The 17,237-nt window shown below is 65.6% G+C and carries 16 protein-coding genes and 1 other RNA gene; 13 read left to right on the forward strand and 4 right to left on the reverse strand.

Features of this window, described 5'->3' with window-relative positions:
• From ACUH78_RS11450 to ACUH78_RS11485, 8 genes are all read left to right on the forward strand, one after another.
• A partial coding sequence (locus ACUH78_RS11450; protein WP_445333514.1) for a type II secretion system F family protein occupies positions 1-553 on the forward strand: 553 nt, incomplete at its 5' end.
• A 3-nt stretch (positions 554-556) separates the two neighbouring features.
• Positions 557-1,408: a prepilin peptidase gene (locus tag ACUH78_RS11455; RefSeq protein WP_418364136.1), complete on the forward strand. Its 852-nt coding sequence runs from the start codon at positions 557-559 to the stop codon at positions 1,406-1,408.
• A 131-nt stretch (positions 1,409-1,539) separates the two neighbouring features.
• A complete protein-coding gene (locus ACUH78_RS11460) occupies positions 1,540-1,794 on the forward strand; it encodes an FmdB family zinc ribbon protein (protein WP_418364137.1) in 255 nt (84 codons plus the stop codon).
• 15 nt (positions 1,795-1,809) lie between these two features.
• Complete coding sequence (locus tag ACUH78_RS11465; RefSeq protein ID WP_435749740.1) at positions 1,810-2,436, forward strand: DUF502 domain-containing protein; 627 nt, start codon at positions 1,810-1,812, stop codon at positions 2,434-2,436.
• A gap of 80 nt (positions 2,437-2,516) precedes the next feature.
• Positions 2,517-4,316: an aspartate--tRNA ligase gene (gene aspS, locus ACUH78_RS11470; RefSeq protein WP_445333515.1), complete on the forward strand. Its 1,800-nt coding sequence runs from the start codon at positions 2,517-2,519 to the stop codon at positions 4,314-4,316.
• A 140-nt stretch (positions 4,317-4,456) separates the two neighbouring features.
• Positions 4,457-6,112: a response regulator gene (locus tag ACUH78_RS11475; RefSeq protein ID WP_445333516.1), complete on the forward strand. Its 1,656-nt coding sequence runs from the start codon at positions 4,457-4,459 to the stop codon at positions 6,110-6,112.
• Entirely contained in the window at positions 6,109-6,483 is a 375-nt protein-coding gene (locus ACUH78_RS11480; RefSeq protein WP_445333517.1) for a guanyl-specific ribonuclease, read from the forward strand. Before ACUH78_RS11475 ends, ACUH78_RS11480 begins: the two co-directional genes overlap by 4 nt.
• 25 nt (positions 6,484-6,508) lie before the next feature.
• Positions 6,509-6,907, forward strand: a complete 399-nt coding sequence (locus ACUH78_RS11485) for a barstar family protein (protein WP_445333518.1) — start codon at positions 6,509-6,511, stop codon at positions 6,905-6,907.
• Here ACUH78_RS11485 and ACUH78_RS11490 read toward each other — a convergent pair.
• Entirely contained in the window at positions 6,840-7,091 is a 252-nt protein-coding gene (locus ACUH78_RS11490) for a cysteine-rich CWC family protein (RefSeq protein WP_435749744.1), read from the reverse strand. The genes ACUH78_RS11485 and ACUH78_RS11490 overlap by 68 nt on opposite strands.
• 99 nt (positions 7,092-7,190) lie before the next feature.
• On the opposite strand from ACUH78_RS11490, the gene ACUH78_RS11495 reads away from it, so the two are divergent.
• Positions 7,191-7,628: an Hsp20/alpha crystallin family protein gene (locus ACUH78_RS11495; protein ID WP_418364144.1), complete on the forward strand. Its 438-nt coding sequence runs from the start codon at positions 7,191-7,193 to the stop codon at positions 7,626-7,628.
• Between the two features lie 105 nt (positions 7,629-7,733).
• On the opposite strand, the gene argB is transcribed toward ACUH78_RS11495, so the two are convergent.
• The gene (gene argB / locus ACUH78_RS11500; protein WP_418364145.1) at positions 7,734-8,636 is read right to left on the reverse strand and encodes an acetylglutamate kinase; all 903 of its coding nucleotides are present in this window, start codon (positions 8,634-8,636) and stop codon (positions 7,734-7,736) included.
• Between the two features lie 230 nt (positions 8,637-8,866).
• Between argB and ACUH78_RS11505 the strand changes: the two genes are divergently transcribed.
• Positions 8,867-9,769, forward strand: coding sequence for a ZIP family metal transporter (locus ACUH78_RS11505; RefSeq protein ID WP_445333519.1), 903 nt, complete (start codon positions 8,867-8,869; stop codon positions 9,767-9,769).
• 103 nt (positions 9,770-9,872) lie between these two features.
• Here ACUH78_RS11505 and ffs read toward each other — a convergent pair.
• Positions 9,873-9,971, reverse strand: an RNA gene (gene ffs, locus ACUH78_RS11510) — signal recognition particle sRNA small type.
• Between the two features lie 67 nt (positions 9,972-10,038).
• Complete coding sequence (locus ACUH78_RS11515; protein ID WP_418364147.1) at positions 10,039-11,730, reverse strand: AMP-binding protein; 1,692 nt, start codon at positions 11,728-11,730, stop codon at positions 10,039-10,041.
• 346 nt (positions 11,731-12,076) lie between these two features.
• On the opposite strand from ACUH78_RS11515, the gene ACUH78_RS11520 reads away from it, so the two are divergent.
• From ACUH78_RS11520 to ACUH78_RS11530, 3 genes are all read left to right on the forward strand, one after another.
• Complete coding sequence (locus ACUH78_RS11520; protein WP_445333520.1) at positions 12,077-12,895, forward strand: NADPH-dependent oxidoreductase; 819 nt, start codon at positions 12,077-12,079, stop codon at positions 12,893-12,895.
• A gap of 29 nt (positions 12,896-12,924) precedes the next feature.
• On the forward strand, positions 12,925-14,340 hold the full coding sequence (locus ACUH78_RS11525) for a TonB-dependent receptor (RefSeq protein WP_445333521.1): 1,416 nt from the start codon (positions 12,925-12,927) through the stop codon (positions 14,338-14,340).
• 194 nt (positions 14,341-14,534) lie between these two features.
• The gene (locus ACUH78_RS11530; protein WP_445333522.1) at positions 14,535-17,237 is read left to right on the forward strand and encodes a cation-transporting P-type ATPase; all 2,703 of its coding nucleotides are present in this window, start codon (positions 14,535-14,537) and stop codon (positions 17,235-17,237) included.

Genomic DNA, 17,237 nt, shown 5'->3' on the forward strand with positions numbered 1-17,237 from the left:
ACAATTACATCAATGCGTTAGGCTGGATTTCCGGCTAAGCGAACACGGATTCAGGTGGCTGTACAAGCGCTCCACTGCAATGCAGATCGCCTTGGACCGAGCCCTGTTGCGCTTTCCCGTAATCGGACAGATTGTGCGCAAAGCCACCGTGGCACGCTGGACGCGGACGCTGTCCACCATGTTCGCCGCCGGGGTTCCCCTCGTCGAAGCCCTGGACTCCGTGGGCGGGGCATCGGGGAACTACGTCTATACGGTGGCGACACGGCAGATTCAAGCTGAAGTCAGCACCGGGACAAGCCTCACGGTTGCCATGCAGAACGCGAACGTCTTTCCCACCATGGTGGTCCAGATGGTGTCCATCGGCGAAGAATCGGGCCAGCTCGACTCCATGCTCGGCAAGGTCGCCGACTTCTTCGAGCAGGAGGTGGACGATGCGGTGGCCGGCCTCTCGCAACTGCTCGAGCCTCTGATCATGGTGTTTCTCGGCACCATCATCGGTGGCCTCGTGGTCGCCATGTACCTGCCGATCTTCAAGCTCGGCCAAGTCGTCTGATCGATGCTGGATCTGCTCAACAACGTGGCGGCTTTCACCGCCCTGATGGCTCTGCTCGGCTTGTTCGTCGGCAGCTTCCTCAACGTGGTGATCCACCGCCTGCCGGTGATGATGGAGCGCGACTGGCAGGCGCAGGCAGCAGAGTTGCGCGGCGAGGACACACCGGCGGGCGAGCGCTTCAACCTTGCCACGCCCCGCTCGCGCTGCCCGCATTGCGGCCACCGGATCACTGCACTGGAGAACATTCCGGTGATCAGCTACGTGCTCTTGCGGGGTCGGTGCAGCCATTGCGGCGCAGGTATCGGAAAGCGCTATCCGATCACCGAACTGCTGACCGCAGCGCTGTCCGGTTACGCCGCCTGGCACTTCGGCTTCGGGCTTGCCGCGATCGGTGCCCTGCTGTTCATCTGGGCGATGATCGCATTGACCTTCATCGACCTCGACACCCAGTTGCTCCCGGACGACATCACCCTGCCACTGCTATGGCTGGGGCTCGCCTTCAACCTGCCCGGCACCTACACCGGGCTCTCCGACGCTGTGATCGGCGCCATGGCAGGCTACCTCGCGCTGTGGTCGGTGTATTGGCTATTCAAGCTGACGACCGGGAAGGAGGGCATGGGCTACGGTGACTTCAAGCTACTCGGCGCAATTGGCGCCTGGCTGGGCTGGCAGGTGCTGCCGCTGACGATCCTGCTTTCCTCTCTGGTGGGTGCGCTCGTCGGCGTCGCGCTCATCGTTTTCGCGCGCCACGGTCGCAACGTGCCGATCCCTTTCGGCCCCTATCTTGCCGCAGCAGGCATCATTGCACTGTTCTGGGGCGAGGCGCTTACGCAGCATTACCTCGGCCTGCTCTGAAGCAGGCGCGACGAGGCTTGAAGCCCTCCGCTCACGCCCCCATCTGAAGCGCGCGCACGGAAGTCCGTGGCGCGCTTTTTCCTTATGCTGCATTGCGTTAGACTTGCGCACTTGTTTTCGGGGAGCCTCTCATGCCCATCTACGAATACCGCTGTCCGAGCTGTGGTTTCCAGAAAGACCACCTGCAGAAGATGAGCGATGCACCGCTGTCCACCTGCCCGTCCTGCGGAGCCGAAGGCTACGCCAAACTGCTGTCTGCCGCGGGCTTCCAGCTCAAGGGCTCCGGCTGGTACGCGACCGACTTCAAGGGTGGCAGCGCCCCCGCCCCTGCACCCGCCGAGAGCACATCGAGTGGCGGCTGCGGCGGCGGTTGTGCCTGTCACTGACGGCAGCCTGTCCCCTTGAAAAAATACTTCATCACCGGACTGCTGATCTGGATTCCGCTGACGATCACCTTCATGGTGCTCGCCTGGATCGTCAGCTCGCTCGACGCGATCCTGCTCTGGCTACCGGAGCAGTATCACCCGCGCAAATACATCGGCTTCGACCTGCCCGGCACAGGCGTGGCCGCAAGCCTGCTCATCGTCTTCTTCACCGGCCTCGTCGCAGCCAACGTGCTCGGGCAGAAGATCGTGCAGCTGTGGGAGGCCTTGCTTGCGCGCATTCCGGTGGTGAAGTCGATCTACTACAGCGTCAAGCAGGTGTCCGACACGCTCTTCTCGAGCAACGGCCAGGCTTTCCGCAAGGCCCTGCTGGTGCAGTATCCGCGCCACGGCACATGGACGATCGCCTTTCTCACCGGAAAACCCGGAGGGGATGCAGCCAACCATCTGCAGGGTGACTACGTCAGCGTTTACGTGCCGACCACACCGAACCCGACCTCGGGATTCTTCCTCATGCTTCCGCGCATCGACGTGATCGAACTCGACATGAGCGTGGACGAAGCACTGAAGTACATCATTTCCATGGGGGTAGTCGCTCCCCCCTCGCGCAAACCGCCCCACCTTCCGGCGCAGCTCGAGAAATGACGACCCGGCCACACACACCCCGAACCTGAAACTACCGTAGCCTCCGGCTGGCCGCCGGAGGACGACATCCGGAACCCGACATGCGAACTCACTACTGCGGAAAAGTCACTGCCGCCGACCTCGACCAGATCGTCACCATCAGCGGCTGGGTCCACCGCCGCCGCGACCACGGCGGTGTCATCTTCATCGACCTGCGCGACCGCGAGGGCCTGGTGCAGGTTGTGTGCGACCCCGACCGCGCCGACATGTTCAAGACTGCAGAATCGGTGCGCAGCGAGTTCGTCCTCAAGATGAGCGGCAAGGTGCGCCGCCGCCCCGCCGGCACCGAGAACGCCAACCTGACCTCGGGCGAGATCGAGATCCTCTGCCACGACATCGAGGTGCTCAACGCCGCCGCCACGCCGCCGTTCCAGCTCGACGACGAGAACCTGTCCGAGACGGTGCGCCTGACCAACCGCGTCATCGACCTGCGTCGCCCGCAGATGCAGAAGAACCTGATGCTGCGCTACAAGACCACGATGGCCTTCCGCCGCTTCCTCGACGGCGCCGGCTTCATCGACGTCGAGACGCCGATGCTCACCAAGAGCACGCCGGAAGGCGCTCGCGACTACCTGGTGCCCTCGCGCGTGCATCCGGGCCAGTTCTTCGCCCTGCCGCAGTCGCCGCAGCTCTTCAAGCAGCTGCTGATGGTCGCCGGCTACGATCGCTACTACCAGATCGTCAAGTGCTTCCGCGACGAGGACCTGCGCGCCGACCGCCAGCCCGAATTCACCCAGGTCGACCTCGAGACCTCGTTCATGGACGAGCACGAGATCACCGCGCTGGTCGAGGAGATGATCCGCTACGTGTTCAAGGAAGCGATGGACGTCGAGCTGCCCGCGCCCTTCCCGCGCATGAGCTATGCCGAGGCGATGCGCCGCTACGGCTCGGACAAGCCGGACCTGCGCGTCACGCTGGAACTCACCGACGTCACCGACGCGGTGCAGGACGTCGCCTTCAAGGTCTTCAGCGGCCCCGCCACCTCGGGCGGCCGCGTCGCCGCGATGCGCGTGCCGGGCGGCAACAGCCTCACCCGCGGCGAGATCGACGAATACACCAAGTTCGTCGGCATCTACGGCGCCAGGGGCCTCGCCTACATCAAGGTCAACGACGTCACCCAACCCAACGAGCAGGGCCTGCAGTCGCCGATCGTCAAGAACCTGCACGAGACCGCGCTCACCACCATCCTCGAGCGCACCGGCGCGCAGTCGGGCGACCTGATCTTCTTCGGCGCCGACAAGACCAAGGTGGTCAACGACGCCATGGGCGCGCTGCGCATCAAGCTCGGCCACGAGAAAGGCTACGTTACCGGCGAGGCCTGGCGTCCGCTGTGGGTGGTCGACTTCCCGATGTTCGAGTACGACGAGGATGACAAGCGCTGGACCGCCTGCCACCACCCCTTTACCAGCCCGAAGGACGAGCACATCGACCTGCTCGAGTCCAACCCGGGCGAGTGCCTCGCCAAGGCCTACGATCTCGCGTTGAACGGCTGGGAGATCGGCGGCGGCTCGGTGCGTATTCACCGCGCCGACGTGCAGGCGCGCGTGTTCGAGGCGCTCAACATCGGCCCCGAGGAGCAGCAGGCCAAGTTCGGCTTCCTGCTCGACGCGCTCAAGTACGGCGCGCCGCCGCACGGCGGCCTGGCCTTCGGCCTCGACCGCATCGTCACCATGATGACCGGCGCCGAATCCATCCGCGACGTGATCGCCTTCCCCAAGACCCAGCGTGCCCAGTGTCTGCTCACCGACGCGCCGAGCGGCGTGGACGAGAAGCAATTGCGCGAACTGCACATCCGCCTGCGCCAGAAGGTGCAGACCGAAGTCGAGGTCGAGCGCGGCTGATCCACCGGCAGACACCCGCTCCCATGCGAAGCCCCTGCAAGGAAGACCTTCTTTCTTCGTTGCAGGGGCTTCAGCCTTTGCGCTGGCTGCCGTAATCTTCGGTCATGGCACGCCGTCGGCGTGCATCCGGTGACCCTTTCATGCTGCTTCCCCAGAATATCGATGTGCTGGTCGTGGAAAGTCAGGCGAGCATGCGCGCGCAACTGCGCACCATGCTCGGCTCGATCGGCGTCGAAACACCGCAGTTCGCGGCCTCTGCCACAATGGCCATCCGTCGCCTGCGCGAGCAGCACTACGACCTCGTGCTGTGCGAATACAACCTCGGGGAAGGTCAGGACGGACAGCATCTGCTCGAAGATCTGCGTCAGCACGAGATCATTCCGCGCGAGACGCTGTTCGTCATGATCACCGGCGAGCGCAACTTTGAACGCGTCACGAGCGCCTGCGAGCTCGCGCCCGACGACTACATCCTCAAGCCGCTCACGGCTGAAACCCTGCGCGTCCGGCTGCTGCGCGCCTTCGCCAAGCGCGACGCCTTTCTCCCTGCCTGGCAACTGGCCCGGATCGGTGACCCGGTAGGCGCGATCGAATACTGCCGCCTCGCCCGCGACGAGCATCCGCAGTACCTGATCGACTTCATGCGCCTGCAGGCCGAACTGCATGCGGGGATCGGGCAGATCGCCGAGGCGGAGGCGCTCTACCGCGAGATTCTCGCCGCCCGCGCCATCCCCTGGGCCTCGCTCGGCCTTGCACGCGTGCTGGTAACGAAAAAGTCATGGATCGAGGCCGAGCACATCCTCACCGAACTCATCGCCCATCACGACCGCTTCATCGAGGCATACGAACTCCTCGCACGCCTGCACGAGGAGAGCGAACGCCCCGACGAGGCCTGTACTGCGCTGCAGCGCGCAAGCGAGCTTTCTCCCTACCGCACCAGTCGCCTGCGCCACCTGGGCGAGCTCTCGCTCCAGGCCGGCAACCCCGCGACTGCCGAGCACAGCCTGAGCGAGGTCGTCCAGCGCAGCAAGCACTCCGAATTCCGCGACCCGGAGGACCACGTACGCCTGCTACAGGCCCAGCTCGCGCAGCAGAAACTGGACGCAGCGCGCGAAACCCTGGAAGACCTCGAGCGCAACCTGGCCCGCCAGCCCAAGGGCGAACTCTGCTCCGCGATCGGCAACGCCCTCATCCATGCCCACCTGCAAGACCGCGACCAGGCCCGCAGCGCAATGACGGGTGCGCTGCGGAATCCGGCGCGCCTGCGCGAGCTCTCTGTCGGCCTGCGCCAGGACCTCATGAAGGCCTGCTTCGACCAGCAGCTTGGCAATGAAGGCAACGAGCTGCTCGCCGACCTCATGCGCACCGCGGGCGACGACCGCACCCTCGCGAGCACCCGCGCCACGCTACAGGCGCGAGGGCTGGAGCACCTGTCGCGGGAGGTGGAAGCACGCGTGCAGGCCGAAGTCAAAACGCTCGTCAGCACCGGTGCAGAAAAGGCGCATGCGGGCGACTTCGACGGCGCAGTGAGCGAGATGATGAACGCGGCACGCAAAATGCCGGGCAATCCGCACGTGCTCTTCAATGCCGCCCTGGCGCTGCTTCGCCACATCGAGAATCGGGGCTGGAACGAAGCCTTCGCCACCCAGGCGCGCGGGCTGATCAGCCGTGCTCACCGTCTGTCGCCGGCCAACCCCCGCTTGACCGCGATCACCGAGTTCATGCACGCGCTCATGAAGCGCTACGGCATCCGCCCGGATCGCGCACCCGCGCGCGCGCGAAAGGGCCGAACGGCATGACGCGCTCGCGCTGGCTCGGCCTGCTTCCGCTCATTGCGCTGCTGGGTGCGCTGCTCGGCTGCTCGCCCCAGGCCAGCCCCCAAACGACCCTGCCCTCGCACGCAGGGCTGCCGCCCGAAGCGATCGAGACCCTCGCACTCATCCAGCGCGGCGGCCCCTTCCCCTACCGCAAGGACGGCAGCACCTTCCAGAATCGCGAGCGCCTGCTTCCCGGCAAACCACGCGGCTTCTACCGTGAGTACACGGTACCGACGCCCGGTGCGCGCGATCGCGGCGCACGCCGCATCGTCACCGGAGGGGATCCGCCGGAAGTGTTCTACTACACCGCAGACCACTACCGCAGCTTCCGCAAGATCGAACCCTTGCCCTGAGCGGCCCGCGCACAAAGTCCATCCCATGCCACTGCCGTCTCCCCCTCCCGCCCCCGCGCAACCACCCTCCGACCGCGTGCTCGACCTCCACATCGACCTCGCCGGTTGTGAGGGGAAGGCCGAGCTCCTCCGCCGCGTGGCCAACGCCCTGCGCTTCCCGGACTGGTTCGGGCACAACTGGGATGCGCTCGCCGACAGTCTCACCGATCTGTCCTGGCTGCCCGCCGCGCATTACCGCCTGACGATCGCCCACACCACCGCCTTGCGGCATGCATCGCCGGAGACCCTCGACACGCTGCAAGAGGTGCTCTCCGAGGCCGGCGATTACTGGCGCGGAGAGGGTGTCTCCTTCGAGTTCAGCTTTCTCGAGGGCCCAGCGGACGGCAGTACATCCCCCCCAGTTCCGCACGCTTCTCCTCGATAAGGGCGCCCAGACAGCGCGGACAGTAGCAGCCCGCCCCCTCACCGCCCTTGGGCACCCCAAGCGCCGCTGGATAGGCTGCACACCAGCAGGCTGCCTCACCCGAGCGCATACCGCACACGAACGGCGCGCCGCAAGCGCGGCACGCATTTCCTGGTTCATTCATTTCGACTCCCTGCACGGTCATCCGGGCCGCTCCCGGCAAGACTTGAAAACGCTGAACCCGCGCCTATATTTGATCTGAAGCCGGAACAACCGGCCAGACTTCAGATGAGGAGAACCGGACATGAGCAATCATCTCACCCGTCGCACCGACCCGCTCGAAGACTTCTTCCGCGGCTTCTTCGTTCGCCCGGTCGATTTCGGCGGCGCCCCGGTCGGCGGCATCGCCACCGAAGCGCCGCAGATGAAGGTGGACGTCAAGGAGACCGAGAAGGGCTACGAGGTGCACGCCGAGCTGCCGGGGATGAAGAAGGAAGACATCCATGTGCACATCGACGGCCCGGTCGTTTCGATCAGCGCCGAGCGCAAGCAGGAGAAGGAGGTCAAGGAAGGCGAGAAGGTGCTGCGCACCGAGCGCTACTTCGGTAAGGTTTCACGCAGCTTTCAGCTCGGGCAGGAGATCGACGAAGCGAACTCCTCGGCCAAGTTCAACGACGGCGTTCTCGAGCTCGTCCTGCCGAAGAAGGCCGAAGCACAAGCCAGACGACTCACCATCGACTGACCCACAGGCAAGCGCGCAGCCCGGCTGGCCCAAGCGACTCCAGCCCGCCGGAGTGTACGCCGAGGCAGGCGGGGCGGAACCCGTCGTACCGCCCCGCCTGCGTTCTCACTTGCTCTTGATCATCGTCCCGACACCATGGTCGGTCAGGATCTCGAGCAGCAGGCAATGTTCGACGCGCCCGTCGATGACGTGCACCGACTTGACGCCGTTGCGTGCGGCATCCAGCGCTGAACCGATCTTCGGCAGCATTCCGCCCGACAGGGTGCCGTCCGCGACCAGATCATCGATCTGGCGCGGCGTCAGCCCTGTAAGCAGATTGCCCGCCTTGTCGAGCACTCCCGGTGTGTTGGTGAGCAGCACCAGCTTCTCGGCCTTCAGGATCTCGGCCAACTTGCCGGCAACGACATCGGCGTTGATGTTGTAGGTTTCACCCTCTTCACCCACGCCGATCGGTGCGATCACCGGAATGAAGTCGCCCTGGTCGAGGAAGGAGATCAGGCTCGGGTCGATGCCGGTGATCTCGCCCACCTGGCCGACGTCGATCAGGTCACCCTGCGGCGCACCGTGCTTCTGCATCAGCAGCTTGCGTGCGCGGATGAAGCCGGCGTCCTTGCCGGTCAGCCCCACCGCCTTGCCACCGTGCTTGTTGATGAGGTTGACGATCTCCTTGTTCACCTGGCCGCCCAACACCATCTCGACCACTTCCATGGTCTCGGCATCGGTCACGCGCATGCCCTGGATGAATTCGCCCTTCTTGCCGACGCGGGCGAGCAGGTTCTCGATCTGCGGACCGCCGCCGTGCACCACCACCGGGTTCAAGCCGACCAGCTTGAGCAGCACCACGTCGCGCGCGAAACAGTCCTTGAGGTGCGGATCGGTCATCGCGTTGCCGCCGTACTTGATGACGATGGTCTTGTCGAAGAAGCGCTTGATGTAAGGCAGGGCCTCGGCGAGGATCTCGGCCTTGCGGGCGGGGGTAACGTCTTGTAGCGCGGGGGACTGGGTCATCGGGAGGCTCCTTGATCGAACAGCGCGATTCTAGTTGCCCCGGGTGAGAACCGAAAGGGCACGCCCCGCCCGGCCGATACTCCAGCGCGGCTCCAGCGCCCGTCCCGCCGCGGATGCATCCCCCCTATCGCCGGTTTAACCGTGCTCAATTGGCTCTATTGCCAGGCAAGCACCATACTGGAGTCATCGAGGCGGTGCATGCACCGCGCGTGGAGCACGAGGAGTTCACCATGGTTGATAAAGTCGCCCGCCTGCATTTCCAGCCTGCCAGCCCGGCAGGCGCCTTGCGTGCGCTCACCGGCTGGCTGATCGCTCTAGTCGGGCTGGCTCTGCTCATTGCCCAGTTCGTACGCGGGCTGGAGGGCTTCGACCTCCCGGTGTCGGGCGCAATCTCCGGCGGCGCCATGGCGGCGGCAGCGACCGCTCTCGGTGCTGTTCCTCTGCTGGTGGTGCGCAATATCCGTGCAGGCGTGCAGGGCATGCTGCTCGGTTTCGGCGCGGGCGTGATGCTCGCGGCGAGCGTGTTCTCGCTGCTGTTGCCGGCCTTCGACGCCGCGCAACTGCAGACCGGCTCTGAAACCGGCGCCGGCCTGCTCGTGGCCTTGGCAGTCCTGCTTGGCGCGGGTGGGCTCCTGGCCCTGGATCGCGCCCTCCCTCACACGCATTTCCCCGAGGGCAGGCGCAGCGGTGGCGCCGTCTGGCTGTTCGTGTTCGCAATCGCAGTGCACAACATCCCGGAGGGGCTCGCCATCGGCGTGGCCGCCGGCCTGAACGGCACCGGCGCAGGATCGGGCAACGCGGTTGCAGCCGGTATTTCACTGCAAAACGTGCCCGAAGGACTGATCGTGGCCATCGCCCTCGTGAGCGCCAACTACAGCCGCTGGCTGGCCTTTGGTGTCGCGACGGTATCGGGCCTGATCGAACCGATCGCCGCCATCGCCGGGTCGATGATGGTTTCGGTTTCGGCGATGATCCTGCCCTGGGGTCTCGCGGGCGCCGCCGGCGCGATGCTGTTCGTGGTCAGCCACGAGATCATTCCCGAGTCGCATCGTCGTGGCCACGAAACCCTGGCGACGGGCGGACTGATGGTCGGCTTCGTGCTGATGATGATGATGGACACGATGCTCGGCTGAACCAGCTTGGCCCACGTGCAGCGCAAGCGGTGCGCTGCGCACGAACGCGGTCATTAAAAGGCGAAGGGCGCCCACAAGGAGCGCCCTTCGCTTTTATGTTCGGGGTGGCGAGCCTGACCCCCGGCACTTGCAGGAAACGGCTGTGGCTGCTGCCTTCCGGCCCTGACCAGGTTCACCGCGCTGCAATGCGGGGAGACCCGCCACGGCCGGCATTGTAGCAGCAAGCCGGCCGCAGCGGGCGCCCGGCTTGCTGCGCTGCAGGAGCCCTGTCAGCCCTTGAGCTCGGGGAAGTCTTCCTCGAAGAACTCCAGCTCGCCACGAACGGCCTCGCCACGTGCCTCTTCCGCCTTGCGCAGTTCCACGCGGCGGATCTTGCCCGAGATGGTCTTGGGCAGGTCGGCGAAGGACAGGCGGCGGATGCGCTTGTACGGCGCCAGGCGCTCGCGGGTGAAGGCGAAGATGTCCTTGGCGAGTTCCTTGCTCGGCTCCTGGCCCGCGACCAGGATCACGAAGGCCTTGGGCACTGCCAGACGTACCGGATCCGGGCTCGGCACCACCGCGGCTTCAGCCACTGCCGGGTGCTCGATGAGCACACTCTCCAGCTCGAAGGGGCTGATGCGGTAGTCGGAGGCCTTGAACACATCATCGGCGCGGCCGACGTAGGTGATGTAGCCCTCCTCGTCGATGCTGGCAACGTCGCCGGTGCGGTAGTGGCCATCGCGCATCACTTCGGCTGTCTTGGCCGCATCACCGGCATAACCGACCATCAGGCCGACCGGACGGTCTTCGCCCATCACCAGCGCCACCTCACCCTCGACCGAAGGTTTGCTGTCGGCGTCGAGCAGGGCGATCTTGTAGCCCGGCAGCGGACGGCCCATGGAACCGGGTTTGAGCGGCTGGTCGGGCGTATTGCCGATCTGCGCGGTGGTCTCGGTCTGGCCGAAGCCGTCGCGAATGGTGATGCCCCAGGCCTTCTTCACCTGATCGATCACCTCCGGGTTGAGCGGCTCACCAGCGCCGATCAGCTCGCGCAATTGGGTCTTCACCGCAGCCAGATCCTGCTGGATCAGCATGCGCCACACGGTCGGAGGCGCGCACATGGTGGTGACTTCGTACTTCACCAGCACGTCGAGCAGGGCCTTGGCGTTGAAGCGGTTGTAGTTGTACAGAAAAACGCAGGCGCCGGCGTTCCAGGGCGCGAAGAAGCAGCTCCAGGCGTGCTTGGCCCAGCCCGGCGACGAGATGTTCATGTGGCGATCGTTGGGCTTGAGGCCGATCCAGTACATCGTCGACAGATGGCCAACCGGGTAGGACTGGTGGGTGTGCAGCACCAGCTTGGGCTTGGACGTGGTGCCGGAGGTGAAGTAGAGCAGCAGCGGATCGCTGACGCGGGTGACGCCGTCCGGTGTGAACACTTCGGTTTCGGCATAGGCGTCTTCGAAGGTCTTCCAGCCTTCGGTCGCGCCACCGACGACGATGCGGCCGAAGCTGCCCGGCAGGTCGGCGAACTTCTCCGTGTGGGCCTTGCCGATCACCACATGCTTGACCTGACCGCGCTCGACGCGATCGACGAGGTCTTCCGGGGTCAGCAGCGTGGTCGCGGGGATCACCACCGCGCCCAGCTTGATCGCGGCGAGCATGGTTTCCCACAGCGGCACTTCATTGCCGAGCATGATCAGGATGCGCTCGCCACGCTTGACGCCCTGCTTGCTCAGCCAGTTGGCGACACGGTTGGAGCGCGCGGACATTTCGGCGAAGGAGAGCTTCGACTCGCTGCCGTCCTCCTCGATGATCCACAGCGCAGGGTTGTCGTTGCCCTTTGCCAGTGCATCGAAGTAGTCCAGCGCCCAGTTGAACTCCTTCAGCTTCGGCCACTTGAAGCCGGCATAGGCGGTGGCATAGTCGCTGCGATGCTCCAGAAGGAAGTCGCGTGCAGCGAGAAATTCGGTGACAGCGTTCATGAGCTCTCCTCTCGAGTACGTCGTTGAAATCTTGCCCGGCCGGGTAGCACCCTGCCAAAAACCAATATTTTACGTTGACGTTAACGTAATTCGTGAACCGAGATCAAAGTTTTTGTCCTTTCACGTCGTTCCGCACGAGCATGCACAGAACGATACACCCCATTGCGGCCAGGCGGCCGCCTCGCCAGCCTCACACGTCATGGCCTCTGAACGCCCCTGAACGCCTGCCACCGTTCGCACGAACCACCCCTCCCCGCCGCAGTCCGCCATCTGCCCACCCGGCTGCCGGTATACTTCGGACCTGCGCCGCGCCCGGCCACCGCTAGAACCCCCGAGAGGAAGCCCGATGAGCACCCACCCCAGCCTGATCGCACGCTATGGCAAGGACGAGGCACCGGCACTGGCCCGGCTGAATCCCTTCGTCGAGCAACTGCTGTCGCACCGCTCGGTGCGCGCCTATCTGGGCACTCCCGTCAGCGACGATGCGCTCGCCACGATCATCGCCGCCGCACAATCGGCAGCCAGCTCCTCAAACCTCAATCTCTGGAGCGTGGTAGCGGTACGCGACCCCGCCAGGCGCGGACGACTGTCCGAGCTGGTCGGCAACCAGGCGCATGTGCGCGAGGCCCCGCTGCAGTTGGTGTGGCTGGCCGACCTCGCCCGCCTGCGCCAGATTGCCCGCACGCTCGAACGTCCGTCCGAGGGGCTGGATTACACCGAGATGTTCGTCACCGCGGTCATCGACGCCGCACTTGCCGCACAGAATGCGGCGGCCGCAGCAGAATCCATCGGCCTGGGCACCGTCTACATCGGCGGCATGCGCAACCAGCCCGAGGCGGTCGCCGAATTGCTCGGCCTTCCGCCCGAAACCTTCGCCGTATTCGGCATGTGCGTCGGCCACCCCGATCCAGCGCACCCTGCCGCAGTAAAGCCCCGCCCTCCGCAGCACGTGGTGCTGCATCACGAGCGGTACAGCAATGACGCACAGCAGACAGGCCTCGACGCCTACGACCGCAACATGGCGGACTTCTATGCCGAGCAGCAGATGAACGTGCGCGGCACCTGGCGCCTGCACTCCGCGAAACGCGTGTCCGGGGCAGAAAGCCTGTCCGGCCGCGATCGCCTGGTCGAAGCCCTGCACGCGCTCGGCTTCAAGCTCAAGTAACCCCCCCGCCCGACGCGAGGAAGCTCCCCATGCGCAAGCGCGACAACACGCTCACCACCGATCAGAAGGCCCTCGCGGTCAACCTCGACAAGTACAAATATGGCTCGATCGTCGAGATCGGCGCCGGCCAGGAAGTCGCGCGCCGCTTCTTCCAGGTCGGCGCGGCCGCGGGCACGGTCGCCAAGACGATGTCCGCCTACGACATGGCGGTCAGCGACGACATCTACGGTCATGTGGACCGTTACGTGAGCCGCGCCCGCCTGCTGCAGATGCTGGACAAGGAGTTCAGCCAGGTGGTCAAGCGGCTCGCGCACGTTCGGCCGAAGAACACCACCTTCTTCGCCTACGCCGCGACGGTGACCGCCCGCAGCTTCAAGCAGAAGAACGAATGCCACGGCTGGGTCGGCATCCGGCTCCAGCTCCACCCGGGCGCGGAACCCAGCGACGTGGTCATGCACGTCCGCATGCTCGACAACGACAATGCCCTGCAGTCCGAGGCGCTCGGCATCCTGGGCGTGAACCTCATCCACGGCGCATTCTTCCATCATGACCAGCCCGAGTGGGTCATCGAGGGCCTTGCCGACGGGCTGGGCTCGGAGCGGATCGAAGTCGACCTGATCCATTTTTCCGGCCCCTACTTCGAGGAAGTGGAAAATCGCCTGATGAACCTGCACCTGATCCGCAGCTGGCTCACGCGCGCGGTGGTGTTCAGCCCGCAGGGCGACGTAGTGGTGCCGGGCGAGCTCCTCTACCGCAAGCCGGTGATGGTGATGCGCGGCAGCTTCAAGCCGGTCACCCTGGTCAATGTCGACATGATGGCCGCCGGCCTGCGTCAGTTCAGCCAGCTCGCCGCGGTGGACGAGAACGAGATCGTCTCCCTCGCCGAGATCACCATGAACTCCCTGATCAGCGGCGACAACGTGGACGGGGCCGACTTCCTCGCCCGCATCGACCTGCTCGCCTCGCAAGGCTACACGGTGATGATCTCCGACTACGTGCGCTTCTTCCGCCTGCGCGCCTACCTGCGCCGCTATACGCAGAAGCCGATCGGTATCGTGCTGTCGGTGCGCGACTTCGCCTTCCTGTTCGACGAGAAGTACTACGAGGGTCTGGAAGGCGGCATCCTCGAGGCCTTCGGCAAGCTGTTCCCGGACAACACTCACGTGTATGTCTACCCTTCCCGCCCGCGCGGCACCGACGCCGCTGCGACGATCACGCTCGACAACGTCCAGGTCCCGGACAACCTGCGTCACCTGCTCGCCCACCTGAAGGAAAACGACAAGCTGGTGGCGGTACGGCCGCTCGACGAGGAACACCTGTACATCGACATCGCCGACGTCCTCGCAAGACTGCGGCGCGGACGCGGCGACTGGGAGAGCGAGGTACCCGAGACGGTTGCGCAGCGCATCATCGAATCGCGCCTGCTCGGCTACGACAGTGAATGAGCCTGTCTGCACATCGTCCACAATCCTGGACCCTGCCTTGCGCAGGGTCTTTTTTTGAACTTCGGGAGGCGGTATGGTCTGCTCTGATATGGCAGCGCAGCAATTCCATCTGAGCGCTGCGTAAGAACCACTGACATCACCGGCCAACTCCGCCCTCGAAGCGGCGCGTGAAGGCACGGCCCGGAGCCGCTCCCATGAGTTCAGAAACACCCCCGCACGACACGCTCCAGCGCCCGCACGCACGCGCTCCCGCAGACGTACTCGCCGCACTCGGCAGCGGTGCGCAGGGCCTGGACAGCGACGAGGTCGTCCGCCGCCTGGCCGCAGTGGGTCCCAACCGCCTGCCTGAACCGTCAAAGGAGAGCGTGCTCAAGCGCTTCTTCAAGCACTTCAACGACGTGCTGATCTACGTGCTGCTGGGCGCCGCCGCGATCACCGCCACGCTCGGCCACTGGATCGACACGGGCGTCATTCTCGGCGTGGTGGTCATCAACGCCATTATCGGTTTCATCCAGGAGGGCAAGGCCGAAGAGGCGCTCGAAGGCATCCGCAGGATGCTGTCCCTGCGCGCGGACGTCTGCCGCGACGCGCAATGGAGCAGCATCGACGCCGACGGGCTGGTGCCCGGCGACATCGTGCGCCTGCGCTCGGGCGCGCGCGTGCCGGCCGACCTGCGGCTGATCGATGCCACCAACCTGCGCATCGAGGAATCCGCACTCACCGGCGAATCGGTCCCCGCCGACAAGACCACCGAGGCGGTCGCCGCCGACGCAGGCGTGGGCGACCGCCTCGGCATGGCCTACTCCGGCACCCTGGTCGCTGCCGGGCGCGGCGTGGGCGTGGTGGTGGCCACCGGCACCGACACCGAGCTCGGCCGCATCAACCGCATGATCGCCGAGGTCGAGACCCTGCAGACTCCGCTCACGCGGCAGATGGCACAGTTCAGCAAGCTGCTGTCGGTGGTCATCGTTGCGTTGGCGGTGCTGATGCTCGCGATCGGCGTGTTCCTGCACGATCAGCCGCTCGCCGAAGTCTTCCTCGCTGCGATCGGCTTTGCCGTGGCGGCCATCCCCGAGGGACTGCCGGCGATCCTCACCATCACGCTTGCGCTCGGCGTGCAGCGCATGGCCCATCGCAACGCGATCACCCGCAAGCTCACCGCCGTCGAAACACTGGGCTCGGTCACCGTCATCTGCTCGGACAAGACCGGTACGCTGACCAAGAACGAGATGACCGCGCGGCACGTGGTCACACGGGGCGGTTTGTTCGACGTCAGCGGCACCGGCTACCGGCCCGAGGGCGAGATTACCCTGGGGGGCGAGTCCGCCAACCTGGAGCACCATGGTCACCTGCACGCGGTGATCGAGGTCGCCGCGGTCGCCAACGACACCCACATCGCCGAAGAGGGTGGGCAATGGCGCGTGACGGGCGAGCCCACGGAGGGCGCGCTGCGCACCCTCGCCGAGAAGGCCGGTTTCGATGCCGCCGCGCACACTCGCCATGCCAGCATCCCCTTCGAGTCGGCCAACAAGTTCATGGCCACGCTCAATACCGGTCCCTGCGGCCGACGCCGCATCCTGCTCAAGGGTGCGCCCGACCGCCTGCTCGACCGCTGTCATCATGAACTCGGCGCTGACGGCGCACAGGCGCCGCTCGACCGCGGATTCTGGGAAGCGCAGATCGAGACCCTGAGCGCTGAAGGTCTGCGCGTGCTGGCCGCCGCGTCGCGCGAGGTCCAGAAAAGCAAGGACGAGCTCCACCTCGAGGATCTGCACGAGGACATGGTCTTCCTCGGCCTCATCGGCATCATCGACCCGCCGCGCCCCGAGGCGATCGAGGCCATCCGCTCCTGCCACGAGGCCGGCATTCGCGTGAAGATGATCACCGGCGACCACGCCGGCACCGCGCGCGCGATCGGCATCGAGATGGGTCTGGGCTCCGCCGACGCACTCAAGGTGGTCTCCGGCGCCGAGATCGAGGCCGCCAGCGACGACGAACTGCAACAGATCGCCCAGGACTGTGACATCTTTGCCCGCACCAGCCCCGAGCACAAGCTGCGCCTGGTCAAGGCGCTGCAGGCGCGCGGCGAGGTGGTGGCGATGACCGGCGACGGCGTCAACGACGCCCCGGCGCTCAAGCGCGCCGACGTCGGCGTGGCGATGGGCATCAAGGGCACCGAGGCCACCAAGGAGGCCGCCGAGATCGTGCTCGCCGACGACAACTTCTCCACCATCGAGCGTGCGGTCGAGGAGGGCCGCACGATCTACGACAATCTGAGAAAGGCCATTCTCTTCATCCTCCCCACCAATGGCGCCCAGGGCTTCGTCATGCTCGCCGCGGTGGTGCTCGGCCTCACCCTGCCGCTCACGCCGGTGCAGATTTTGTGGGTGAACATGGTGGTGGCGGTCACGCTCGCGCTCGCGCTCGCCTTCGAGCCCGCCGAGCCGGGCGTCATGCAGCGCCCGCCGCGCAAGCCCGGCGCGCCGATCATGGACCGCGTCATGCTGCTGCGGGTGGGCTTTGTCTCGCTGCTGATCGGCGGCGCCACGATCCTGTCCTTCGAGTATTCCCTTGCCCAGGGCATGGAACTGCACGCGGCACGTACGATGGCAGTAAATACCCTGGTGGTGGCGCAGGCCTGGTACCTGTTCAACAGCCGCTTCATCAACGCCTCCAGCCTGGCGCTCGAGCGCATGTTCACCAACCCCGGCGCGATCGTCTCGGTCGGCCTGCTCGGCGTGCTCCAGCTCGGCTTCGTCTATCTGCCCTTCATGAACACCTGGTTCGGCACCACGCCGCTACCGGCCAGCCACTGGCTGCCGCCAATGGCGATCGGCGTGCTGGTGTTCCTGATCATCGAGGGCGAGAAGGCGGTGCTGCGCGCGCGCGCGCGCTGA

This window comes from Thauera sp. ZXT1-4, from assembly GCF_052598215.2.

Bases quoted from the DNA above. Each gene is read 5' to 3' on its own strand.
- ACUH78_RS11480 (WP_445333517.1), top strand. From the start codon at position 6,109: ATGACGCGCTCGCGCTGGCTCGGCCTGCTTCCGCTCATTGCGCTGCTG.
- aspS (WP_445333515.1), top strand. From the start codon at position 2,517: ATGCGAACTCACTACTGCGGAAAAGTCACTGCCGCCGACCTCGACCAG.
- ACUH78_RS11530 (WP_445333522.1), top strand. From the start codon at position 14,535: ATGAGTTCAGAAACACCCCCGCACGACACGCTCCAGCGCCCGCACGCA.
- ACUH78_RS11525 (WP_445333521.1), top strand. From the start codon at position 12,925: ATGCGCAAGCGCGACAACACGCTCACCACCGATCAGAAGGCCCTCGCG.
- ACUH78_RS11520 (WP_445333520.1), top strand. From the start codon at position 12,077: ATGAGCACCCACCCCAGCCTGATCGCACGCTATGGCAAGGACGAGGCA.
- ACUH78_RS11455 (WP_418364136.1), top strand. From the start codon at position 557: ATGCTGGATCTGCTCAACAACGTGGCGGCTTTCACCGCCCTGATGGCT.
- ACUH78_RS11475 (WP_445333516.1), top strand. From the start codon at position 4,457: ATGCTGCTTCCCCAGAATATCGATGTGCTGGTCGTGGAAAGTCAGGCG.
- ACUH78_RS11515 (WP_418364147.1), bottom strand. From the start codon at position 11,730: ATGAACGCTGTCACCGAATTTCTCGCTGCACGCGACTTCCTTCTGGAG.
- ACUH78_RS11495 (WP_418364144.1), top strand. From the start codon at position 7,191: ATGAGCAATCATCTCACCCGTCGCACCGACCCGCTCGAAGACTTCTTC.
- ACUH78_RS11490 (WP_435749744.1), bottom strand. From the start codon at position 7,091: ATGACCGTGCAGGGAGTCGAAATGAATGAACCAGGAAATGCGTGCCGC.
- ACUH78_RS11505 (WP_445333519.1), top strand. From the start codon at position 8,867: ATGGTTGATAAAGTCGCCCGCCTGCATTTCCAGCCTGCCAGCCCGGCA.
- ACUH78_RS11460 (WP_418364137.1), top strand. From the start codon at position 1,540: ATGCCCATCTACGAATACCGCTGTCCGAGCTGTGGTTTCCAGAAAGAC.
- ACUH78_RS11485 (WP_445333518.1), top strand. From the start codon at position 6,509: ATGCCACTGCCGTCTCCCCCTCCCGCCCCCGCGCAACCACCCTCCGAC.
- argB (WP_418364145.1), bottom strand. From the start codon at position 8,636: ATGACCCAGTCCCCCGCGCTACAAGACGTTACCCCCGCCCGCAAGGCC.